The following is a 22,669-nucleotide window of genomic DNA, read 5'->3' as shown; positions in this document are numbered from 1 at the left end:
TTGTCAGGTTACAGTTTATCGTCGTGCAAAGGCGGCCAAAGCAGGCGCAGGGGAAGCAGAAATACGAACAAAACCAAGACAAGACTTGCGTAGTAAAGCCACGAAAAATCGAAAACGTCCAACTTGTAGTTGGTACTGTTGATCGTCGCGAGTGCGAGCAAACTGAAACCCATAATGGTATTGATTACCGCTACGAGACAGAAAAGCCAGTTGGTGAGATGCTCATTCAGCTCGGCACGATGCTGAGACCATTCCCTGCGTTTCAGAATCGGCAGGTTCATCGGGTCCACATTCGGAATGTGGCGGGCGATGCCGGTAATCACCACGTTGTTCAGCAGGAAAAGACCCATTACAATGTAAAAAATATGTCCTTTTTCGACATACCTCTCCGCCAGGCCGCTGTCAGCGAAGTCGACGGCGACCATTTCCGGGAACAGCGAGTATGTCCAGACCAGCGCCCCGATAACGAATAATAAAGATGCCCAACGCCAGATCTTTATTGCAAATGTTGTAACTTTCATGAATTAGTAACCCAAATAGAGGTCGTTTCGCCATATAAAATCAGGGTGCAAAATTAGGTCGGGGAGTTTCCAAAACCTAATTGGGAGCCAACGATCTCGATGGCGGCAAACTTCATAAGCTGCTAAGGGTTGTCCGAAGACGCCGTAATTCGCCTGGTTTGGCATCACACACACGTTAATAAAACTTAAAATGCAATTTGAATGGGATTCAAATAACATTAAACATGTAAGTCAGGACGATCCCGAAAGAGAAAACACATTGCAAGAGGTTGAAAGTATCTTCAATGATCCTAACCTGATTATTAAGACCGGCAGAACAAGCGGTAAAGAACAGCGGTTCGACGCAAATTGGCATGGGAAACTCGCAGAAAGTAAAAGTCGTTATATTCACGATCCATAATGGCCGCATCAGACCAATCAGCTGCTGGCCAGCTAACAAACAGACTATCCGGTACTACCATGAAAACATACAAGGCCAGTAAGGTAGCTGTCATTAAAAACAGTCATACCTCCGAAGAGAAGCGTGAAATTGAGGAACAATTGACCCAAGCGGACACTTTGAAATTCTCCTTGAAAGACCTTCTCCAATCCCAGCCCGCGAAAAAAGCGAAGGCATAAATCCATTATGAAAATCTACACCAAAACCGGTGACAAAGGCACCACTGCCCTCATCGGGGGTACACGCATGAGCAAGGCGCATGCGCGCATCGAAGCCTATGGGACAGTCGATGAGCTCAACAGCTACGTCGGCATGCTCCGCGACCAGCCGGTGAACGAAAGCCGTAGAGGCCTGCTCAAAGAAATCCAGGACCGGCTTTTCACAATCGGCTCGCATCTCGCTTCGGAGCCCGACCAGAAAAAAGAATTTTACCCGATCTGTACGACGAGGACGTTGCGCAACTCGAAACGGAAATGGACCTGATCGACGCAAAGATCCCACCATTGCGGGCGTTCGTTCTGCCGGGCGGGCACCCTTCGGTTTCATTCGGGCACATCGCCCGGACCGTCTGCCGCCGCGCGGAGCGTGCGGTGGTCCATTTGCAGCAAAGCGAGGAAGTTGAACCCATCGTGATCCGCTATCTCAACCGCCTTTCGGATTATCTGTTCATGCTGTGCCGCGCCATGACGTACGAGCTCGGAATCGAAGAAGTTACGTGGCAACCAAGGGTCGCGGGGAGAAAATAATTGTTATACTAAATATCCGCTTTTTATAGATTAAATTCTTTAAATTGCGGGACTTACGGAAGAACGCGCGGGAAGCTTCAAATCCGGCCTTCTTTCAAAGTGTAAGCTTCGGAAAGCGTTTGAAAAATTAAATTTTTGGCATCATGACAGCCGACACAGTACAAATCGAAGTTCAGCAAACCACCAAATCCCGTTTGCAGGAGGTTGACTTTAATAACCTCGTTTTTGGACGGAACATCTCCGACCATATGTTTATCGCCGAATATAAGAATGGCCAATGGCAAGACCTCCGCATTGTCCCTTACGGCGACCTATCGCTTAGCCCTGCAACCGCCGCGCTGCATTACGGTCAGGCTATTTTCGAGGGAATGAAAGCTTACAAAAATGACGCCGGCGAAGTGTTGCTTTTCCGCGCCATCGATAACTGGAAACGTCTTAACAAATCGGCGGAACGTCTTTGCATGCCGACGATCCCCGAGGAAATTTTCATGAATGGCCTCACCGAGCTGCTCCGTCTGGACGCCGGTTGGGTGCCGTCACAGCCCGGCTGTTCGCTTTATATTCGTCCATACATGTTTGCCACCGACCCCTATATCGGCGTAAAAGCATCGGATTCATACTATTTTGTCATTTTCACAAGCCCGGTAGGTACTTATTATGCCAAGCCGCCGCGCGTGAAGGTGGAAACGCATTTCATCCGTGCCGCAGAGGGCGGCGTAGGAGCGACCAAATGCGCTGGTAACTACGCAGGCTCGCTTTATCCCGCAAAATTAGCCCAGCAGGAAGGTTACGATCAACTGATCTGGACCGACGCCCGCGATCATGCTTACATCGAGGAATCGGGAACCATGAATATCATGTTCATGCTGGACGGCAAATTACTTACGCCGCATGTTTCTGAAACAACGCTCGACGGTATTACGCGTAAAAGCATCGTGGCAATCGCGCAACATTGGGGTATTCCCGTGGAAGAACGCCGCATCAGCGTAGCCGAAATCATCGACGCATTGAAAGCCGGTAAACTCGAAGCCGCATTCGGCGCGGGAACAGCGGTAGTAATCTCTCCGTTCGCAACCATCGCTTATGAAGGTGTAGATTACGCATTGCCTGAAATCAAGGAAGATTCATTCGTAAACAAGGTCAAAACGTACCTCACCGACCTCCGCACCGGCAAGGAGGAAGACATCTTTGGCTGGATGTTGAAAGTTTAATGATTGACTGACTGACTGAATGAATGAGCCGCCGTGGAACGGCTCGTTCATTCAGTCAGTCAGTCCCTCTCACACAAACGTCCGCGTACCCGAATAGTTGTCACGGAATTCTTTTGGCGTGCATCCGTTCCTGCTTTTAAAAATACGGTTGAAATACGACAGGTTATTGAATCCGCATTTATAGGCGATCTCTGAAATTGTATTGGTAGTATTGATAAGCGATCGCGACGCATGCCCGAGGCGGATTTCATTCAAACTTTCAACGAATGTCTTGCCTGTACGCTTCTTGATAAACCTGCTGAATGACACTTCCGACATTCCGGCCAGCTTCGCGACGCCGGCAAGGTTCACATCCTTGTCATAATTATCACGCAGGTAGGAGAACACCTTTTCGATACGCCTGCTGTTATAGTGAAAATTCTCGTCCGTGAATGTACTGTTTGATAGCATGCGCATATCGCGCGACACCGACAGATCGTGCAGGATCGACATTAGTTCGAGCATGGAATCAAATCCGCTTTTCTGTGCCAGGGTGGTAAGCCTGGGCTTGATCCGCTCGATCGTTTCCCGCGAGAATGCAATACCTTTGGACGACTTTTCGAGCAGGGAACGGACGAAAAACAACTGATTGCGTTTGAGGAACTTATCATCGAACAGATCCTTATGGAATTGCACGGTCACTTCGTTGATCTCCGGCATTCCTTCCTCCCATTTGTAGGTGTGGGTGAGCCAGCCATGCGGCAGGTTATTACCCACCAGAACCAGCTCCGCGTCGTCTATTACCTCGGTATGGTCACCAACTACCCGCTTTACGCCTTTTCCCGACAGGATCAGATTTAACTCGAACTCCTCGTGGCTGTGGAGCGGGAAATCGAAGATTGTCTTTCTGCGGTCGAAAACGGTAAAACAGTCGTACTGGGTCAACGGGGTAATTTCTCGGTAGATTTCACTCATAGGCTAAATCGGGATTTTAAATTAATTTGAAAATAAACTGATCAGTCAAACTCACTGGTGCTATATTCAGGTAACAATTTAAAGATTAATTATCAATATTTCCATCCCACATTCTTCCAGGAATCTCACAAACTGTTAGTATTGGCCTAATCATGGTTAAAAAAGTATTATATCCTGCGGCAGTTTTGTCAATAAGTTTGTACCATACGCGGATCGATTTGCAGGGCCACCGATGAAAATCAAAGCGATCGACCTCCTCGTCATATTCATTTACCTGCTAGCGGTCCTTCTGATCGGATTTTACCTCAAGCGGCAGGCTGCGAAAAGCAAAAACGACTACCTGCTGGGTGGGAAATCCATGCCGTTCTGGATGCTCGGCATTTCCAACGCATCGGGCATGTTCGATCTCTCCGGCACGGCCTGGATGGTCGCGATAATGGTCGTGTACGGTGTAAAAAGCATTTGGCTACCCTGGCTGTGGCCGGTATTTAACCAGATATTTATGATGGTCTATCTCTCAATGTGGCTCAGGCGCTCCAATGCGGCTACCGGTGCGGAATGGATGCTGTTCCGTTTCGGCGACCGGCGCGGCGCTGACCTTTCGCACAAGATCATCATCATTTTCGCGCTATTGAGCTGTCTGAGCTTTATGGCTTACGGCTTTATCGGCCTGGGCAAATTCATCGGGATATTCATACCCTGGCATGTCGTGAAGCCTTTCCTGCCCTTTGATCTGCCGGCCGGCTATTCGGCACACTTCTATGGGATACTTTTTACTGTTTTCACAGCCTGCTATGCACTGCTTGGAGGCATGAAAAGCATCGTATGGGCCGATGTCCTGCATTATCTGATCATGGTGATCGTGTGTGTATCCGTCGCCGCCATGGCATATCCGGCATTGTCGGATGTGAGGCAACTGGGCGTACCTTCTGGCTGGACCGATCTGTTTTTCGGTAAATATCTGGATCTCGACTGGTCGACACGCCTGCCAGCCGCCGCCGATAAGCTGAAAAGCGACAATTTCGCCCCATTTGGCTACTTTTTTGCCTGGATGACCGCCAAGGGTATTCTCGCGAGCCTCGCCGGCCCGGCCCCCAATTACGACATGCAGAAGATCCTGTCGACCCGCTCGCCCCGGGAAGCCGCGTTAATGAGCATGATCGTCAATATTGTGCTGTTACCAACCAGGTATCTTTTCATCACCGGCATTGCGGTTCTGGGATTGCTGTATTTCCGCCATGCGGGCACCGCCGCAGCCATCGGCACCGATTTTGAAAAAGTGCTTCCCGCAGTGCTCAACACGCACGTCCCGTCAGGGCTGCTCGGACTGATGCTGATAGGGTTGATGGGAGCATTTATGGGCACCTTTGCAGGTACATTCAATGCAGCCCAGGCCTACTTTGTGAACGATATTTATCTCAGATCGGTCAACCCCGACGCCGACAGCCGTGAGATAAGCCGCGTAAACTATCTGTCAGGCATTGTCATCGTTTTGATCAGTGTCGTCCTCGGCCTGCTGGCAAGGGACGTGAACAGCATTTTGCAATGGATCGTATCGGCGCTATACGGGGGCTATATCGCTTCCAACGTGCTCAAATGGTATTGGTGGCGGTTCAACAGCGCCGGTTTTTTCTGGGGAATGCTGGCCGGGATTGTCTGCGCGCTGGTTTGCCCGCATTTGTTCCAAAACACATTGCCGCTGCGTTATTTCCCGCTCATACTCGTCATTTCGCTAATCGGGGCCGTTGCCGGTTCGTTGGCTACGGCCCCAACCGACATGGAGGTTCTGAAAACATTCTGCCGGACGGTCAATCCCTGGGGCTTTTGGGGGCCTGTCCGCCAGGAGATCCGGAAAAGCGACCCATTGTTTGTCCCTAATAAACAGTTTTCGAGGGATTTGTTCAATGTCATAACCGGCATTGTCGCACAAACAGCCATTACAGCCATTCCCGTTTTCGGAATACTGAAAATGCCCGCCGAAACGCTTATTGCGACCGCCATATTCCTGGCCACCTCGGCCATTCTGTGGAAAACGTGGTATAAACACCTTCCCTTTCACTAAGCATTCAACAAACCTGCAAATACGCAATGACGATCTTCGAAGAGCGTTTTCAGCTGATTAAAAGCGAGAAACAGCGGCTTATCGGGACTCCGAACGAAAAGCTCGCCGCCGGCGACGGCGTCTGCGACCGTTACAAATTTCCAGTACTTACCGCTTCACACGTGCCACTGTTCTGGGAATACGACCTGAATCCCGAAAGCAATCCGTTCTTTATGAAGAGATTCGGAATCAATGCTGTTTTCAATGCAGGCGCGATCAAGCTTGGAAAGAAATACCTGCTCGTCGCGCGTGTGGAAGGCTATGATCGTAAGTCGTTTTTTGCCATTGCGGAAAGCACCAGCGGCATCGACCGGTTCGAGTTCCGGAAGTACCCCATGGCAATACCTGAAACGTCGGAGCCGGATGTCAATATTTACGACATGCGCCTTACGGCTCACGAGGACGGCTGGATTTACGGACTGTTCTGCACCGAACGCAAAGACCCCTCCGCTGCGGCCGGAAACGAATCCCAGGCCATCGCGCAATGCGCCATCGTACGTACCCGGGACATGTGCCGTTGGGAAAGGCTTCCGGATCTGAAAACCCGATCGCCCCAACAGCGAAATGTCGTTTTGCATCCCGAATACATTAATGGCCAGTACGCATTTTATACACGCCCGCAGGACTCATTTATCGAAACGGGCCTGGGAGGCGGCATCGGGCTGGGACTCGCGCCATACATCGAAAATGCGCAGATAACAAGCGAAGTCATTGTCGACCCCAAAAAATATCACACCGTTTATGAATCCAAAAATGGTCAGGGCCCGGCGCCTATCAGGACACACCTGGGCTGGCTTCACCTCGCGCACGGCGTACGACAAACCGCGGCCGGCCTGCGTTATGTGCTGTATCTTTTCATGACGGACATTCGGGACCCTTCCAAGGTCATTTACAAACCGGCCGGCTATTTTCTGGCGCCGGGGGAAAGTGAGCGGGTTGGCGATGTATCCAACGTCGTATTCTCCAACGGCTGGATACTTGACGACGACGGTTCGGTGTTCATTTACTACGGCTCCTCCGACACCCGGCTGCATGTGGCAACAACGTCGATAGAACGGCTTCTCGATTATATTACCCACACCGCTCCCGACGGATTTACATCGGCTTCTTCCCGAAAAACACTTACCGGCATTATCGACCGTAACCTTTCTTTCATGGAAGCCGCGGCAACTATGGAAAGCCCATTACCAGGACGAATCAGGTAGACACGTATATATCATACCGTAGTCGTCTGCCGGTCATCCTTCCTTCCAATACTAGAATTTATATTACAGGACCGTAGCCAACATTTGTAATTATCGAAAGCAATAGAATAATCCATTTTTATATTGGAATAATTTTAACATACTATTAAAAACCTGTTAAAAATGTGTTATTTTTAGATAAAAAAGCACTATGTAGATATGGAGTCAACCACGGTATATTTGGCCTGATTTTTAGCTTTCAATGCCTCTATTTAAGTATCCAGTTTAACCTATCAGAAGTACGGACTGTATGAAAAAAAATCTACTAGTTAAGATGCTGATACTGTTCTCTGTGCTCTCCCTCAAAGGGGTATGCGCAGGAAATGACGGTATCCGGGAAAGTAAGCGACGCCACCGGCGGTGACATTGCCGGTGTAAACGTAGTCGTGAAGGGTACCACCAGGGGTACCACCACTAATGATAAGGGCGAATACAGCATTACCGCCGAAAAAGGTAAAACCCTGACATTTAGCTATATCGGTTATGTAACAAAAGAGGTGGTAGTAGGCAACGCTACCGTTATCAACATCTCGTTGACCGCCGAAGCCACCGCGCTGAGCGAAGTGGTGGTTACGGCATTGGGTATCAGCCGTGAAAAAAGGTCTCTCGCTTACTCCATTACGGAGGTAGCCGGCAGTAATATGACCGCCGCGCGCGAGGCCAACCTGGGTAATGCGCTCGCCGGGCGCGTAGCAGGGGTTAACGTGAGCAAAATCGCATCGGGCCCTGCCGGCTCTTCCCGGGTGATTATTCGTGGTAACAAGTCTCTTCAGGGCAACAACCAGCCGTTGTACGTGATCGACGGTATCCCGATGGATAATAACAACTTCGGCCAAGCCGGCCTCTGGGGCGGCTCCGACGAAGGCGACGGTCTGTCGAGCATCAACCCGGACGATATTGAATCGGTAACAGTATTGAAAGGTGCTAATGCAGCGGCTTTATATGGCTCCCGTGCGTCGAATGGCGTTATTAATGTAACCACCAAGCGCGGCTCGAGAAGAAAGGGTATTGGCATCGAGTTTGGTTCCAACTATGTGGTTGAGAAACTGAACGATCTGTCCGATCTGCAACATTCTTACGGCAGCGGTTCCTATGTGAACGGCGTGGCCTCCAAGCCAACCACACAACAGCAAGCCTACGAATGGGGCGATGACTCCTGGGGACCCAAATACGACAACAGTCAGGTGATCGGCTTCGATGGTAAAATGAGGCCTTACGCCTATCAAGGCGACAATTTTTCACGATTCTACAAAACAGGGCACGCATTTACCAACAACCTGGCACTCTCGGGAGGCAATGAGACCCAAAACTTCCGGGCTTCGGTGACCAACCTGAACAGTACCACCATTGTTCCCAACTCGGGCTACGACCGGATCAACCTCTCGCTTTCGACCAACGCCAAATTCGGTAAACGTATTACGTTGGATGCCAAGGTGTTGTATTCGGAAGAAAAGGCTAAAAATCGCCCGAACGTATCCGACTCCCCCGGCAACGCAATCCAATCCGTGTGGAGGACACCCGGCAACTACAACATCCTTGATTATTATGGCGATCCCGCCAAGCCCGGCGCAATTCCGGCGGGAACCGATACTACCAGCCTCAGTATATTTGGTAAACAGGTGGGCGAAGAATTCCAGCAGGCCAACAACAACTGGGGACAAAATCCCTACTGGGTTTCTTATCAGTTCATCAAAACCGACAAAAAGAACCGGATCATCACGTCGGGCGCATTGAAATACCAGTTCACAGACTGGCTCTATATCCAGGGACGCGTCGGTCTCGATAAATATACGCGCCGCGCCGAGGCCCTCACACCGGAAGGTACCGGTTATCAGCGCGGCGGAGCACGCAGCATGGGAACATGGAATGTCTCCGAGTTGAATGCGGAATATACGATCGGCGTCAATAAGGACTTTGGCAAAATCGGCATCAACGCATTTGCCGGTGGAAACCGTATGAGAAGGAAATATGATTACGTCAATATTTATGGTAATGGTTTCAATGTCCAGTTCTTCCCTGCGATCAACAATGTAAAGGGCAAATCATGGGATTATAATTACTGGGAAACCGGCATCAATTCGCTGTTTGGATCCATGGAGCTCTCCTGGGATGGTTACCTTTACTTGAATGCTACCGCGCGCAACGACTGGTTTTCGGTATTGAATCCGGCTACTAACAGTACGCTTTATCCGTCGGTCGGCGTCAGCTTTGTTTTCTCGGACGCATTCAAGGGGCTGCCGTCGTGGTTGTCGTACGGAAAAATCAGAGCTTCCTGGGCACAGGTGGGCAATGCTACAAACGGGGCTTACACGACCGATTTGACCTACTCTTTGAACGGCAACCCGCACCTGGGCATTCCCATGGCATCTTTCTCACAGGCGATGGGTAATGGAGGTAACATCCCCAACCGGAAGCTGAAACCGTTGACCGTAACAGAGACAGAATTCGGTATCGACTTCCGTGTGTTCAATAACAAGCTAGGTGTCGATTTCACCTACTATGACCAGCAGACGACTGACGATATCCTGGATGCTACAATCTCGCGCGCAAGCGGCTTTGCCACCACTTCGGTAAACCTCGGCAAAATGCAAAACAGAGGCATTGAACTGCTTCTCACCACTACTCCACTCAAAACCAGCAATTTGAATTGGGATGTAACATTGAACCTCGCGAAAAACAATAACAAAGTAAAAGCCCTGATCGAAGGTTCGACCGAGTTGGTAATGGAAGAGCCACGTACTCGCAACTCGTTCATTAAGAATATCGTAGGGCATCCCTATGGCATGATCACCGGCCGCGTTCAGAAACTGTCGCCGGACGGGCAACCCGTATTTTACAGCGACGGCCGCCCGGTGGGATCCGCAGGATATGAGATCATCGGTAACGGTGTTGCCAAATTGACCGGAGGGTTGACCAACGCATTCAATTACAAGGGCATCGACCTCTCCTTCCTTGTCGACTTCAAATGGGGCGGTGACATTCTGTCGGGGACCAACATGCGCCTTACCCAATGGGGATTGAGCAAGAAATCGCTGCAAGGACGCGAAGGAGAAGCCCCTCTGACGGTAACCGGCGTAACGCAGGAAGGAACAGAATACAAACCATTTACCAAAACGCTGACGCCCCGTGAGGCCTTCGACTACTGGAACTCTGTTGGCGGTGAAGCCGACGCGGTAACGCCCATGTTCCTTTACGATGCCTCCTTTATCAAACTGAGGCAGTTGACTCTCGGCTATACTTTCCCGAAAAAGCTTCTCGAAAAAACCCCGCTGCAAAACCTTAGCATCTCTTTTGTTGGGCGTAACCTGGCCATCCTGTTCAAGAACATCGATAACGTGGACCCGGAATCGACCTATTCCAACGGGAACTCGCAAGGTTTCGACTACTTCGGTTTCCCATCCACACGCAGTTACGGTTTCAATCTGAGAGCAACATTCTAATTATCGAGACATGAAAAATTTCACCAAATATTTGAAATACGGATTGGCGGGCCTGCTCGCGGCGGCGTGCGACACCAAAGAACTGCACGACCTGAATATTAATCCGCAGGCCCTGAATCAGGTGAACCTCAACTTCATATTCACTTCGGTGGAGTTGGGCATCGCTTCCAATGGTTCAGCCGGCGACAACCGCTACATCGACTGGCGTACCAACATCGGCTGGTGTGCCTATGCAATCCAGCAGCTTGCCAATGCGGGTGGTGGTATTGCACCGGGCGATAAGTATACGGTAAACGCCGAAACCAATGCCGCGCCGTTTGAATTTACTTACAACGACCAGCTCAAAAACATCGCGGAGATCCTGAAACAATCGGGGCCGGGCGGTTTTGCGGAAGGGAAATATGTGAATATGCGTAACGCAGCCCGCATCTTAAGAGCTTTCAGCTTTGCGCGCCTCACCGACTTTTACGGTAATGTCCCGTATACAGAGGCCAACAAGGGGACGGAAGGCATATTCTTCCCGAAATATGATACTCAGGATGCGATTTACGCCGACCTGCTGAAAGAACTCGACGAGGCATCGGGGGCGTTAAGCACAAGTAATCCGGATGAAGGTTTCGCCGCAGCCGACTTCATTTATAAGGGTAATATTGCCAGATGGAAGAAATTTGGTTACTCACTCATGCTGCGCCTGGCCATGCGTATTTCCAATGTAGACCCAGCGAAGGCAGCTACTTATGTAACCAAGGCCGCCGCGGGGGGAGTATTTACGAGCAATGCAGACAATGTCTGGGTGGCTATGGCTGACGGACCGAGCGAATGGGTAAACCAAAATGGTATTTCCCGTGCATTTGACCCCGGCGATGGAGGACAACCGTCGTACATGAGTGCCACTTTAATTAATTTCCTTAAAGGTACGAATCCGAACAGTGTCGCCGATGACGACCCCCGCCTGATGATCCTTAGCGGCGGTATCGGCGAATGGACAGCCACAGGTTTCACGCCTATTACCGTCGACCCATTGAAACAGAAGGGCATGCCTAACGGTTACGATCAGGCCATGCTCGACAAACTGGAAGGCACGGCTGTGAACCTCGCCAAAACCTACTCCCGCATCAACGTCAAGATGTTACAGGATTCCGATCCCTACATGATCATGAATTACGGCGAGGTGGAACTCTTGTTGGCCGAAGCCATCGAGCGGAAGATCGGAAGCGGTATTACCGGAACGGCGAAATCACATTACGAAGCCGGTGTGAAAGCTTCCATGCAAATGTACACACCGTATGATGCCTCACTGACCGTTTCGGATGCCGCGGTAGCCACTTATCTCACCACTTACCCTTACAGCACCGCCAAGCCGGCACTCGAAATGATCGGCGAACAAATGTGGGTGAACAAGTTTTTCAACTGGTGGGAAGCTTGGAACGATTGGCGCAGGACCGGCTATCCCAAGCTGACGCCAACCAACTACCCCGGCAATGTCACCAACGGAACGATCCCGGTAAGACTCAAATATCCGACTGGCGAAGTGGCAGGCAACCCGAACTATCAGACAGGCGCTACCCTGCCCGACGATTTCACCACCAAAGTATGGTGGGACAAATAGTATAAATTAGTAGATATAATTCAAAAGGTGCCCTGAATATTTTGGGGCATCTTTTTGTTTTTTATCCTAATTTTGAAACTCACCCGATTCACAAATTATTCCCGGTTATGATACAATCGTTTGCGGCTGATGCCGATAAAAGTGAGGTTTTTGCAAAAGTACAGCAGTTTATAGATGAGCAAGGTTTCACCGTTGTCGCGAAAGACCACTCACGTCCGTGGGGCGGTTTTTTTGTGCTCGATGAAAGCCAGGCCCCCAAATTCATCTCCACATTTTTCCCGCATTTGTCATTGGCCGACTTCGCCGGTTACGAAAAGCTGAGCCCTAAAATCCTCGTGGTAGCGCCCAACAAACGCCTTTCATGGCAGTATCACCACCGCCGGGCCGAAATCTGGAAAGTAATCGGCGGAAGCGCAGGCATCGTAATCAGCGATACGGACGAAGAAACCGAATTGCGGCAACTGCCGATCGGTACGGTTGTAAACCTCAAAAAAGGGGAGCGTCACCGCCTGGTTGGAGTAAACGAATGGGGATTTGTAGCGGAAATATGGCAGCACACCGATCCTTCCAATCCTTCGGACGAAGACGACATCGTGCGTGTTCAGGACGATTTCGGAAGATAATCCGCTCCTTTCGGTAACCTGGCAAGTCGCGACGGCTTGCCGGATTTATATTTGTTCATTCTAATCCCGCCAGTCATGAAATTCGGAAAAGTTGAAAATCCCGATGATATCGATTTCACCTTGCCAGCCGATGCGCCCGCCAACAAAGCGCTGCTGAATGCCACCAAAACAGCCGGAAAGCCGGAAGTCTATATCGGTTGCGCCAAATGGAACAAGACCGACCTGAAAGGATTTTATCCAAAAGGTACAAAGGATGAATTGGCGTATTATGCGACGCAATTCAACAGCATTGAACTGAATGCAACTTTTTACAATAACTTTCCCGTCGAAACGATCGAAACCTGGTACACCAAAACGCCGGCGGGTTTTAAATTTTTCCCCAAACTCCACCAGGGGATCAGTCACTGGAAACGACTGAAAGACGCAAAGGAACAGACGGATATCTACCTCGACGGTATTGCGCATTTGCAAGACAAACTCGGCATGCTTTTCCTGCAAATGCCCGATAATTTCGGCCCTAAAAATTGGGATGTGTTGAAGGCCTACCTCGAAGAGTGGCCTTCCGGCTTCCCTCTGGCGTTGGAGTTGCGCCACACGGGCTGGTACGACGGCTCGTTCAACAGCGAAGATCTTTACAGCCTTCTGGAAAGGAAGAATATCACGCATATCGTAACCGATTCGGCCGGCCGCCGCGACCTGCTGCATATGCGGCTCACCACACCGACGGCGTTCATCCGTTACAACGGCGCCAACGTCGATTCGGATTACACCCGCCTCGATGACTGGTTCGAAAGGCTCAAACTATGGACCGAAGAAGGCATTCAGAAAATATTCTTCTTTGTACACCAGAACCATGAGGAAGCATCGCCATTGCTGTCATCCTACCTTATCCAGAAAATGAACAAGGAATTGGGTATGGAACTGAAAGTGCCCTACGATCCCAGGGTAGCAAGCGGGCAAGTGACTTTGTTCAAATAGCAAAGACGGGCCGGTGCCCGTCTTTTGTGTTTCTATTTCAGATCGAATTTTACGCCTTGCTCAGGGAAGATGAGACGCAAGCCGAGGGCATTTCCGGCTTTCAGCTCACTCCGAATCGTTTCTTCGTTATTGCCTGTCGGTTTAATGTGCGTAACAACTACTTGCAGGTTCCGCAAATGCTTTTTCCCCGCCAATTCCGCCAGCGTTTCAAATTCCTTCATAAACCATTTCGGCGTCAGGTGCCCGTACAAATGTCGGTCGGGCTGTGCATTGGGATAGGAAACTTCCAGAAATATCCCCTTCAATTCGCCCGATTTCACCAGCGGTGCCACAGCCGTCCAGACACGCTTCATGTGCCCGGTCTGCTCCACTTCGTCGGGGCCGGTATCTCCGAAATACAGCGCATACGCTCCTCCGGATTTCACCAGAAAAGCGGTGCTCGAATAAGGTTTAGAATGGCTGAGCGGGAAAGCACGAACGGACATTTCGGTACCTGTGAGAGCTGTCTCAACGCCTTCTTTCAATAGTTGATAGCGATATTTATTTAATGCGGGGGCATTTCCTTCGCTGGCGAGATTCGGCCAGCTTTGCCAATTGAAATAATGTGCTTTCATTGTGTTGATGCAGTGCTCCATGGCATATACCCGCTTCACCGTATCGTCTACCGAATTGATGATCATTCCGGAAATATGATCCAGATGCGGGTGAGAAATAAGGTAGCCCTTGATGTAGTTCTTCAGAACCGTTTCGGTGCCAACATCGAATGCCCGCTCGGAAATAGCCCTTCCGATTCCGTTGCTGACGGTTCCCGCATCCAGGCACACGTAGGCATCTGAGCCAGCCGGCGCGAGCATGTATGCTGAAAGGTTTCCGTCAGTTGTACCTCCTTTTACGCCCAGGGGAACGACCTTGAAACCCGTTTGCGCGAACCCGTGCCCGACGCACCCCAAAATAAAAACAAGCAGGCAATAAGTATACTTCATACAGCAAAGGAAGGTTACCAGGTGCAAAGGTACCCGATGTGAAACAAGAACATAGGCAGGGATCAAGCTGCTGCGACGTTCACTGATTACAACAACGAACCGAAATGGCAATGTCGGCAAATTAAATGGTTCCGTCCGTTAGTTATCGCTACAAGGTGATTCCTATTTTCAAAGGACAAAGCGTACCTTCGCAAAAATCATCAACCATTGCACATGTTTCAACTCATTCGCACCACCAGCGACAATCCCGATTTTCAAAACCTCACCACCGAGCTCGACGACGAGCTTTGCCGCATTTATAACACCAACAAGGAAGATTACGAAGAATACAACCGCATCACCGGCCTGCCGACGGTCGTCCTGGCCTATGAAGACGGTATCGCCATCGCCTGCGGGTGTTTCAAGCCATACGACCCGCAAAGCATCGAACTGAAACGAATGTTCGTAAAACCCGGATTCCGGGGCAGGGGCATAGCTTCCATCATGGTTTCGGAGCTCGAACAATGGGCCCGCGGGCTCGGCTATCGGGCCGCGATTCTTGAAACCGGCAAAAGTCAGCCGGAGGCCATCGCATTGTACCGGAAGCTTGGTTATTCGGACATCCCGCATTTCGGTGAATTCCCTGAAGAGTCGCGGAGCGTTTGCTTGGGGAAAGATTTAATTTAACGGTAAAACCAATCTGTTCCGTTTCGTCGACTTGGGAAGGCGGGACGCAAAGAAGAAACCAGCCGTGAAAAGTTTCACGACCGGTTATTGGTGTCAGCTTACAAATTGCTTGGTCTCCACAACCGCTTTCAAGTCATGCAGCAGGCTGAAAAGCCCGAAGAATGTGCGGTTGATATAGATAAAATGCTTGGAGCCGCGGTTCATGTTCATTTTGCGCAACTCTTTGTCGTTGGCATATTTCTCGCCCAGTGCGGCCAGTTTCTGAAAAAACACTTCGTCGGAAAAATCGAAAGTTTCGGCCTGGAACGGCTGCGTAAGCAATGCGAGTATCTCCCGGAAAAGGTTCGAGAAATAAACGGTTTCTGCCTTTGAGTCCTTGTCGGTAAGGATTTCGAGTTCGGTTAGTTTGGCGTGGAAAATCGCGGGATTGTTCAGATTTTCCGGTTCTGCGAGTTCGAAATAAGGAACATAAAAATCCTCCGGTATTTCCTTGATACAACCAAAATCGATGGCGATCAGGTTGTCATCTTCGTCGATCAGGAAATTGCCGGGATGCGGATCGGCGTGGACTTTGCGAAGCTGGTGCACCTGGAACATATAAAAATCCCACAACGCCTGACCGATCCTGTTGGCCACATTTTGATCGGGACCGGCTTTGCAGAATTCGGAAAGGTGCTTGCCGTCCATCCAGTCCATCGTGATCACACGCTCGCAGGAGAACTGCGGGTAGTATCTGGGAAAACGGAGGTTCGGAATATGCTCGCAAGCTGCCGCGATTTCGGTGCTCTGGGCTATTTCAAGAATGTAGTTCGTTTCCTCGGTCAGTTTCGTCTCGACTTCCTTGAAATATTTATCCGAATCCTTGGCCTGAATATTGAACATTTTCATGGCAATGGGCTTTACCAGCGCCAGATCCGACGAAATGCTCTCAGCCACGCCGGGATACTGGATCTTCACCGCCAGCTCCTTCCCCTGAAATGTCGCCTTATGTACCTGCCCGATGCTCGCCGCATTGATCGCGTTCGGATTGAATGTATCGAAAAGTTCGAGCGGCGATTTCCCGAAGTATTTCCGGAACGTCTTCACGACGAGCGGCGCCGAAAGCGGCGGTACCGAAAACTGCGAAAGCGAAAACTTCTCCACATAAGCCTGCGGCAGGAAGTTTTTCTCCATACTCAGCATTTGCGCGAGTTTCAAGGCACTACCTTTCAAGCTTTTGAGGCTATCGTAAATATCCTCCGCATTGTTACTATTGAGATTGTCCCGCGCCGTTTCCGGGTTGGTGATCTTCTCTCCATAGTATTTCAGGTAATTTCCACCAATCTTGACCCCCGTCGAAATAAGCCGGGTGGCACGCCGTATTTTGGAAGTAGGGATACTGTCAATTGTCTCCATTCCTACCTCAATTTTTCTTTAATCAAAAATTTCCCGAAGTCGATCACGCTTTCCAGTGGCGTAGTATCGATCAGGTCGAACGTGGCGCGAATCGACTTTTCGATGAACAGGTCTGTTTTTTCAAAACCTACGGATTCATCGTCGATCCAGAATTTCAATGTAAGTAACAACTGAATCCATGCGCCTTCTTCCAAAGCGTCCTGCTGTGCCTTGCGGATGCGTTCGCTTTTCGCTTTCAGGTAGCCGTCGCTGATCTCATGGATGAATTCCTTGAAACTGCTCCGGAACTCTTTCAGTTTCAGGATGCCGTTCAGCTTGTTCTTTTCTTCCTTCAATGCAAAAATCACATAGCTGCGGTTGGCCGTCAGAATTTCGAAAAGGGTGAAGTAATAGGTCAGCAGTTTGTCACGGAAGCCCAGTCCGTCGACCTCTCCGCTCTGGTTTATCAAGTTCACGGCCAGGTTATGAAAGCTCACAAAAACGCGCTTTTCAAGCGAATCGATGGAAGTAAAGAACTTGTAAAAATCCTTTTCCACGAAACCGTGCGCTTTCGAAAACAAGTACACCGATTCCGGTTTCCTATGGTTTTCCAGGCAGTAATGCATATATAATTCGGTAATCTTGTCGGCAGTGAGCTCCACGCCCGCAGGTGGTAATGCCTTCGTTTTGGTAGCCATCAGAAGTATCGGTTTACTTATGGAAGATGAGTCACTTTCAGGTAAACGCTCCGGGCATCCATTTAATTCCGTCGGGACGGGAGGAAGCTCTTGCCTCAAACGCTCTATTTATTTATTTTTTAAACACATTCAAATTCAAAAATGCATTGCGGAATTTTCCTTTCGGGTCCATTTGCGCAGCCAGCTCCCTGAACTCGGGCAGTTTTTCATACCGCTTTTCCAACAAGCCCGGCGAAACGGTGAACAACTTGCCCCAATGCGGCCGCGGATCGAATGGGGCCAGTTCTTTTTCGATCACCGGCAACAACTTGCTCACCGCCGGCCAGTCCTGCTTCCAGGTGAAATGGATCGCCACCGAATCCTGCCTGTAACACGGGCTCAGCCACAAATTATCCGCCGCGATTGTCCTGATTTCGGATGTGAATAAATGCTGGCTGATCCGGCTACCCATTTTTGAAATGGCTAGAATAGCTTCCACCGCATTTTTCCTCGGCACAAAATACTCCGATTGCAATTCCTTCCCGCTGCTGGGGGTGAAACCCATTTTGAAATGCGGCATCCGCTCGTACCACGGCCCCGGAACACCCATTTGCTCCGTGCAATTTTCAGCCGAAAGCTCGGGAATCGGATGCATGTTTTTAGTGGCGAGCTTGGCACCGAATAATTCCTTATCCGGCATTGCTTTCAAAGGTTTACCGCTATTCGTTTTGAACTTGATCCACACTTCGGTGATATCGTCGGTAGCCCAGTTGGTAAAAAGGCTTACACTATAACCTCTCGATTCAATTTCATCGAAATGCTCCCTCAACTGGCTTAACGGGAGGTTTTCATAGACAACCTGGCCCATGAAAAACGTTGGCTGCACATCGAGCGTCACCTTCGTTACCACACCCAATGCACCCAGATGCACCGCTGCCGCATTGAATTTCTCCCCGTCTTTTTCCCTGTTCAATTTCACCACTTCCCCATCCGCCGCTACAATTTCCATCCCCGAAACGGCCGTCGCCAGGTTCCCGTTCTTATCGCCCGAGCCATGCGTGGCCGTAGCGCACGCTCCCGCAACGGAGATGTGCGGCAGCGAAGCCAGGTTATGCAGTGCAAATCCTTTTCCGTGCAGGTAAGGCGCCAGCTGACCGTATTTCAAGCCGCCATTCACAGTCACGGTTTTGTTTTTTGTGTCCAAATCCATGAAGTCCTCCGCTCCCACGACGGAAATGAACTGATCTGCCGTATCCGCAATGTCGTTGAAGCAATGTCTGGTACCAAGCACTTTCAGCTTTGGATATTGTTTCACGATTGCCTGCACCTGCTTCAAATCTTTACCGAGAGCCAGCTTGTCGGTGCTGTATTCGAGGTTGCCTGCCCAGTTGCGAAGCTTGTCGCCATTGGCCCAGCCTGCGAGCGGGGAAAGTAAAGGAGCCGTCATCAATGCGGATGAAAGTTTAATGAAAGTACGTTTGTTCATGCGGCAGTCAGGTTGAAATGCACGAAATTGGAATTTATCCCAAATTAATTGAATAAATCAGCATTCCAACCGCCTTCGGTGCCTCAGGCGGTCTTTTCCAGGGCTGTTTTCAAAATGGAGGTTGCTTCCCGCAGCTCCTTTTCGTCCAGGTTACCGAAGCCGAGCCGCATGGCGCTGAGGCGGCCGGTCTGGAAGAGTAACGTTTGCGGCAAATGCAGGTTTTCGCGCAGACATTCCTTGCTTACACGCATGAGGTTAATGTCACGCCGCCATTCGGTCCAGATCGCCAGTCCGCCGGGTGGCGCTTTGAACGATAAACAGGAGCCGAGCTCCGTTTCCAGCAATCCGGTAAACAAATCCCTGCGCTGGTGGTAAACTTTCCGGGCTTTCTTGATATGCCGCTGGATTTCCCCTTCGTCGAGCAGTTCCGCCAGCGCCTGCTCCATCATCAAATCGCCCTGACGATCGATGATACGGCGCATTTTACCCAGCTCGCGGATCAGATTCTGCGGCGCAACCACATACCCCGACCGCAACCCAGGGGCCAGTGCCTTGCAAAACGATCCCACATAAACGACCATCCCCGCCCCGTCGGCACTCGCCAGCGGTAACACCGGACTGCTGTTATAGTGGAAATCGTAATCGTGATCGTCTTCCAGGATGATAAACCCGTATTGCACCGACAGATTCAGCAACTCCATCCGGCGCTCGGCGCTCAGTGTTACGGTGGTAGGGTAATGGTGGTGCGGCGTAATGTACAGCATGCGGATAGCCGTACGTTCGCAAAGCTGCCGAATGGCCTCTACTGAAATACCCTGGTCATCCACCGGCACGGAAAGGATATTCGCACCGGCCTGCTGGAAAATCATATTGGCGACATAGTAGCTCAGGTCACCGACAACTACATTATCACCTTTTTTTAGCAACAACGTCGATGCAAGGTAAATGCCCATTTGGATGCCCCGGGTCGTAATGATATTCCCGGCGCCGATATGCAGCCCGCGCGTATTGTTCAGATACGCCGCCAGGCGCTCGCGGAACCAGATATTGCCCTCCACATGCGAATAGGTCAGGTATTTCCGGTTGTTGTTTCTTCGCAAAACACCGGAATAGGCCTTCGCCAGCTTGTCCATAGGCGCGAGGCGCACATCCGGAAGGCCATCGGTGAATTCCAGGTCCACACGTGAAAGCGAAACGGGCCTGTCGAGCAGCATACTTTCCTCGAATGCAAAGCCGGTCCGCTGTGGGTATTGTTTCAGATCGCTCACACTTGCCGGCAATGCGCTCCCCCGGACTACCGGATTTTTTCTCGTCACGAACGTTCCGCGGTTCGGCAGCATTTCAATCCAGCCCTGGGCGTCGAGCTCGCCGTACGCGGCGACGACGGTTTTGCGGTGCACGTCGAGCATATCCGCAAGCACCCGTGTACCAGGCAGTTGCACACCCGACACGAGTACGCCACGCTGAATGGCGTTGATCATCTGGTGTGCGATTTGTAAATAAACAGGCGTGCCGGACGCACGGTCCAGCAGGATTACATTTTTAAAAGGTATTTCAACCGGACTACTCATTAGATTCAAACCGGAGCATATAAACGGTCCGGCAAGATAATAGTTTTGTAATCGATACCAATAACCCCCAAATGAAAGTACATTACTTAGGCACAGCGCTTTTATCATTGATCGCCGGCGGGGCGCTCGGCCAGGAAATATCCCTGGACCCGGTCACGGTTACCTCTTCGCTCGTCGAGAAACGCGCATCCCAAACCGGTCGCAACATCGCCGTCATCAAAGGCGAATATTTTCAGCAGCTGCCGGTGCACAGCATCGACGACCTGCTACGCTATGTTCCCGGCGTCGAAATCCAGGCGCGCGGGCCGCAGGGTTCGCAAAGCGATATCGTTCTGCGCGGCGGCACGTTCCAGCAAGTGCTGGTAATCCTCGACGGCCTCCGGCTCAACGACCCCAATACGGGACATTTTAACAGCTACATTCCTATTTCACCCGCTGAAATCGATCGGATCGAGGTTTTGAAAGGCGCTTCTTCCGCATTATACGGCTCCGACGCCGTGGGCGGGGTTATCCACGTAATTTCCAGGACATTCGCCGCGCGGCTCGCCGGCAATGCGGAGGACAACCCGAAAAAAACACAAGTGAACGGTGGCATCAGCACCGGCGAATATGGCCTGTTCAATGCCAATATCGGTGCATTTGTCCAGCGCAACAGACTCGCCGTTTCAGGTGGATTTCTTTCCAACAATGCGTCGGGCGTCCGGCAACGCGGCATCAAAGGCTATTTCCATAACAATACCGCTTCGCTGTCGCTCAGTTATGCGATTTCCCCAAACTGGAACCTGGCCGTCCGCAGCGCTTACGACCATCGTGATTTCGCCGCGCAGAACTTCTACACCGTTTTGAAATCCGATACGGCGAGCGAAAAGGTAAAAATGTCATGGAACCAGGTAAGGCTGAGCTATCAGAAAAACAAAACCGCGTTTTCGATCGACGGCGGGTTCAAATCTGTACAGGACACCTATTTGTTTAACCCGCATTCTATCGCGAACAGCAGCAAGTCGCGATTGTGGCAAGGGCTTGCCATATTACAGCAAGGCATTACACAGGGCACCAACCTGATCGCGGGCGTCAATTTCCAGCAGCGGAATATCGAGTCGAACGACCGCGGTAACCATACATTGAACCAGCTCGCGCCGTTCGTCTCGGTGGTGCAGAATATTGGCGGGCATTTCACTGTAACGCCCTCGGTCCGTATGGATTGGCGCGAGAACATAGGCACTGAAGTTTCGCCGCAAATCAATTTGTCATACAAAAAATCAGGCTGGCAGTTGCGGGCAAGCGCCGGCAAGACCATTCGCGACGCCGATTTTACCGAACGCTTTAACAACTACGCCAAAACGCTCGTCACCGGCGGCAGCGTGGGTAACCCCGACCTGAAAGCCGAGCGTTCGTTCAGCTACGAAGCCGGCGCCGACTGGTTCCTCACCGGCAATGCGAATTCCCAACTTAAAGTATCGGGCACATTCTTCCAGCGCCGTCAGAAAGACCTGATCGATTACGTGACCACGCCGTATGCGCAAATGCCGCGCAAAGAGAACCTCTCACCGACGGGCACATTCGGCCTCGCGCTTAATATCGCGGAGGTGAATACGACCGGCTTCGAACTGGATATCCAATCCGCCAGCGCGATCTCCGACAACCAGAAATTACTCCTCAATGCAGGCCTTACCTGGCTCGACAGCGACAACAAAAGCAATATCCAGTCGTTTTACCTGTCATCGCATGCCCGGTTTCTGACTAATTTCTCCGCTATTTACCAGATAGGCGCCTTTTCCGTTAGCTTGAACGGATTGTATAAAAAGCGGGCGGAGCGCGAAGCATCGGCCATCGAGGCATCCATTTCAAAAAACTACTTTATCCTGAACGCCCGCGCCGAATACAGCTTCCTGAAACGGCAACTCGGCGTGTTTATTCAGGCGGATAACACATTCGACAGGGAATACAGCGATATATTGGGCTCGGTAATGCCCGGCCGTTGGGTGATGGGCGGCGTGCGCTTCAATTTTACCAAATAACACGGCATTATTTTTGCAGGAGTTCGTA

General features: G+C 50.8%; 17 protein-coding genes and 1 pseudogene. 11 read left to right on the top strand and 7 right to left on the bottom strand.

The features are described from left to right. Nucleotides 1-8: 8 nt before the first annotated feature. A complete protein-coding gene (locus ABV298_RS16780; RefSeq protein ID WP_353717349.1) occupies nucleotides 9-521 on the bottom strand; it encodes a hypothetical protein in 513 nt (170 codons plus the stop codon). Nucleotides 522-980: 459 nt separating this feature from the next. On the opposite strand from ABV298_RS16780, the gene ABV298_RS16775 reads away from it, so the two are divergent. The 3 genes and pseudogenes from ABV298_RS16775 (at nucleotide 981) to ABV298_RS16765 (ending at nucleotide 2,917) form a co-directional block, all read left to right on the top strand. Next, on the top strand, nucleotides 981-1,139 hold the full coding sequence (locus ABV298_RS16775) for a hypothetical protein (protein WP_353717348.1): 159 nt from the start codon (nucleotides 981-983) through the stop codon (nucleotides 1,137-1,139). A gap of 7 nt (nucleotides 1,140-1,146) precedes the next feature. Further along, nucleotides 1,147-1,706 (top strand): annotated as a pseudogene (locus ABV298_RS16770) (cob(I)yrinic acid a,c-diamide adenosyltransferase). Between the two features lie 143 nt (nucleotides 1,707-1,849). Next, nucleotides 1,850-2,917, top strand: a complete 1,068-nt coding sequence (locus ABV298_RS16765) for a branched-chain amino acid aminotransferase (RefSeq protein WP_353717347.1) — start codon at nucleotides 1,850-1,852, stop codon at nucleotides 2,915-2,917. Nucleotides 2,918-2,986: 69 nt separating this feature from the next. Here ABV298_RS16765 and ABV298_RS16760 read toward each other — a convergent pair whose 3' ends face one another. Then, nucleotides 2,987-3,871, bottom strand: coding sequence for an AraC family transcriptional regulator (locus tag ABV298_RS16760; RefSeq protein WP_353717346.1), 885 nt, complete (start codon nucleotides 3,869-3,871; stop codon nucleotides 2,987-2,989). 232 nt (nucleotides 3,872-4,103) lie between these two features. Between ABV298_RS16760 and ABV298_RS16755 the strand changes: the two genes are divergently transcribed. From ABV298_RS16755 to ABV298_RS16730, 6 genes are all read left to right on the top strand, one after another. Then, nucleotides 4,104-5,933, top strand: a complete 1,830-nt coding sequence (locus ABV298_RS16755; protein ID WP_353717345.1) for a sodium:solute symporter family protein — start codon at nucleotides 4,104-4,106, stop codon at nucleotides 5,931-5,933. A 26-nt stretch (nucleotides 5,934-5,959) separates the two neighbouring features. Further along, a complete protein-coding gene (locus ABV298_RS16750) occupies nucleotides 5,960-7,177 on the top strand; it encodes a glycosidase (protein ID WP_353717344.1) in 1,218 nt (405 codons plus the stop codon). 362 nt (nucleotides 7,178-7,539) lie between these two features. After that, nucleotides 7,540-10,656, top strand: coding sequence for a SusC/RagA family TonB-linked outer membrane protein (locus ABV298_RS16745; protein WP_353717343.1), 3,117 nt, complete (start codon nucleotides 7,540-7,542; stop codon nucleotides 10,654-10,656). A gap of 10 nt (nucleotides 10,657-10,666) precedes the next feature. Beyond that, nucleotides 10,667-12,265 (top strand): SusD/RagB family nutrient-binding outer membrane lipoprotein, encoded by a 1,599-nt coding sequence (locus ABV298_RS16740; RefSeq protein WP_353717342.1) that lies wholly within the window; start codon nucleotides 10,667-10,669, stop codon nucleotides 12,263-12,265. 107 nt (nucleotides 12,266-12,372) lie between these two features. After that, nucleotides 12,373-12,888: a phosphoheptose isomerase gene (locus ABV298_RS16735; RefSeq protein WP_353717341.1), complete on the top strand. Its 516-nt coding sequence runs from the start codon at nucleotides 12,373-12,375 to the stop codon at nucleotides 12,886-12,888. A 75-nt stretch (nucleotides 12,889-12,963) separates the two neighbouring features. After that, the gene (locus tag ABV298_RS16730) at nucleotides 12,964-13,866 is read left to right on the top strand and encodes a DUF72 domain-containing protein (RefSeq protein ID WP_353717340.1); all 903 of its coding nucleotides are present in this window, start codon (nucleotides 12,964-12,966) and stop codon (nucleotides 13,864-13,866) included. A 32-nt stretch (nucleotides 13,867-13,898) separates the two neighbouring features. Here ABV298_RS16730 and ABV298_RS16725 read toward each other — a convergent pair whose 3' ends face one another. After that, on the bottom strand, nucleotides 13,899-14,849 hold the full coding sequence (locus tag ABV298_RS16725) for a 3',5'-cyclic-nucleotide phosphodiesterase (protein ID WP_353717339.1): 951 nt from the start codon (nucleotides 14,847-14,849) through the stop codon (nucleotides 13,899-13,901). A 213-nt stretch (nucleotides 14,850-15,062) separates the two neighbouring features. Between ABV298_RS16725 and ABV298_RS16720 the strand changes: the two genes are divergently transcribed. Beyond that, nucleotides 15,063-15,515: a GNAT family N-acetyltransferase gene (locus ABV298_RS16720; protein ID WP_353717338.1), complete on the top strand. Its 453-nt coding sequence runs from the start codon at nucleotides 15,063-15,065 to the stop codon at nucleotides 15,513-15,515. A 93-nt stretch (nucleotides 15,516-15,608) separates the two neighbouring features. Here the strand turns inward: ABV298_RS16720 and ABV298_RS16715 are convergent, their stop codons facing one another. The 4 genes from ABV298_RS16715 to ABV298_RS16700 form a co-directional block, all read right to left on the bottom strand. Then, nucleotides 15,609-16,910 carry an AarF/ABC1/UbiB kinase family protein gene (locus tag ABV298_RS16715; protein ID WP_353717337.1) on the bottom strand — a complete coding sequence of 434 codons (1,302 nt, stop codon included), beginning with the start codon at nucleotides 16,908-16,910 and terminating at the stop codon, nucleotides 15,609-15,611. 2 nt (nucleotides 16,911-16,912) lie between these two features. Continuing rightward, entirely contained in the window at nucleotides 16,913-17,587 is a 675-nt protein-coding gene (locus tag ABV298_RS16710) for a TetR family transcriptional regulator C-terminal domain-containing protein (protein ID WP_353717336.1), read from the bottom strand. Between the two features lie 112 nt (nucleotides 17,588-17,699). Then, on the bottom strand, nucleotides 17,700-19,052 hold the full coding sequence (locus ABV298_RS16705) for a D-arabinono-1,4-lactone oxidase (protein WP_353717335.1): 1,353 nt from the start codon (nucleotides 19,050-19,052) through the stop codon (nucleotides 17,700-17,702). Between the two features lie 83 nt (nucleotides 19,053-19,135). Beyond that, complete coding sequence (locus ABV298_RS16700) at nucleotides 19,136-20,623, bottom strand: PLP-dependent aminotransferase family protein (protein WP_353717334.1); 1,488 nt, start codon at nucleotides 20,621-20,623, stop codon at nucleotides 19,136-19,138. Between the two features lie 71 nt (nucleotides 20,624-20,694). Here ABV298_RS16700 and ABV298_RS16695 point away from each other — a divergent pair, with 71 nt between their 5' ends. Then, entirely contained in the window at nucleotides 20,695-22,641 is a 1,947-nt protein-coding gene (locus ABV298_RS16695) for a TonB-dependent receptor (RefSeq protein ID WP_353717333.1), read from the top strand. The last annotated feature ends 28 nt before the right edge of the window (nucleotides 22,642-22,669 follow it).

It is taken from the genome of Dyadobacter sp. 676 (genome assembly GCF_040448675.1).
Taxonomy (GTDB): domain Bacteria; phylum Bacteroidota; class Bacteroidia; order Cytophagales; family Spirosomataceae; genus Dyadobacter.
This window is presented reverse-complemented; position numbering and strand designations above follow the sequence as displayed.

What these genes read in the sequence shown, in the direction of transcription:
- ABV298_RS16780 (WP_353717349.1), bottom strand. Translation starts at nt 521, where the DNA reads ATGAAAGTTACAACATTTGCAATAAAGATCTGGCGTTGGGCATCTTTA.
- ABV298_RS16775 (WP_353717348.1), top strand. Translation starts at nt 981, where the DNA reads ATGAAAACATACAAGGCCAGTAAGGTAGCTGTCATTAAAAACAGTCAT.
- ABV298_RS16765 (WP_353717347.1), top strand. Translation starts at nt 1,850, where the DNA reads ATGACAGCCGACACAGTACAAATCGAAGTTCAGCAAACCACCAAATCC.
- ABV298_RS16760 (WP_353717346.1), bottom strand. Translation starts at nt 3,871, where the DNA reads ATGAGTGAAATCTACCGAGAAATTACCCCGTTGACCCAGTACGACTGT.
- ABV298_RS16755 (WP_353717345.1), top strand. Translation starts at nt 4,104, where the DNA reads ATGAAAATCAAAGCGATCGACCTCCTCGTCATATTCATTTACCTGCTA.
- ABV298_RS16750 (WP_353717344.1), top strand. Translation starts at nt 5,960, where the DNA reads ATGACGATCTTCGAAGAGCGTTTTCAGCTGATTAAAAGCGAGAAACAG.
- ABV298_RS16745 (WP_353717343.1), top strand. Translation starts at nt 7,540, where the DNA reads ATGACGGTATCCGGGAAAGTAAGCGACGCCACCGGCGGTGACATTGCC.
- ABV298_RS16740 (WP_353717342.1), top strand. Translation starts at nt 10,667, where the DNA reads ATGAAAAATTTCACCAAATATTTGAAATACGGATTGGCGGGCCTGCTC.
- ABV298_RS16735 (WP_353717341.1), top strand. Translation starts at nt 12,373, where the DNA reads ATGATACAATCGTTTGCGGCTGATGCCGATAAAAGTGAGGTTTTTGCA.
- ABV298_RS16730 (WP_353717340.1), top strand. Translation starts at nt 12,964, where the DNA reads ATGAAATTCGGAAAAGTTGAAAATCCCGATGATATCGATTTCACCTTG.
- ABV298_RS16725 (WP_353717339.1), bottom strand. Translation starts at nt 14,849, where the DNA reads ATGAAGTATACTTATTGCCTGCTTGTTTTTATTTTGGGGTGCGTCGGG.
- ABV298_RS16720 (WP_353717338.1), top strand. Translation starts at nt 15,063, where the DNA reads ATGTTTCAACTCATTCGCACCACCAGCGACAATCCCGATTTTCAAAAC.
- ABV298_RS16715 (WP_353717337.1), bottom strand. Translation starts at nt 16,910, where the DNA reads ATGGAGACAATTGACAGTATCCCTACTTCCAAAATACGGCGTGCCACC.
- ABV298_RS16710 (WP_353717336.1), bottom strand. Translation starts at nt 17,587, where the DNA reads ATGGCTACCAAAACGAAGGCATTACCACCTGCGGGCGTGGAGCTCACT.
- ABV298_RS16705 (WP_353717335.1), bottom strand. Translation starts at nt 19,052, where the DNA reads ATGAACAAACGTACTTTCATTAAACTTTCATCCGCATTGATGACGGCT.
- ABV298_RS16700 (WP_353717334.1), bottom strand. Translation starts at nt 20,623, where the DNA reads ATGAGTAGTCCGGTTGAAATACCTTTTAAAAATGTAATCCTGCTGGAC.
- ABV298_RS16695 (WP_353717333.1), top strand. Translation starts at nt 20,695, where the DNA reads ATGAAAGTACATTACTTAGGCACAGCGCTTTTATCATTGATCGCCGGC.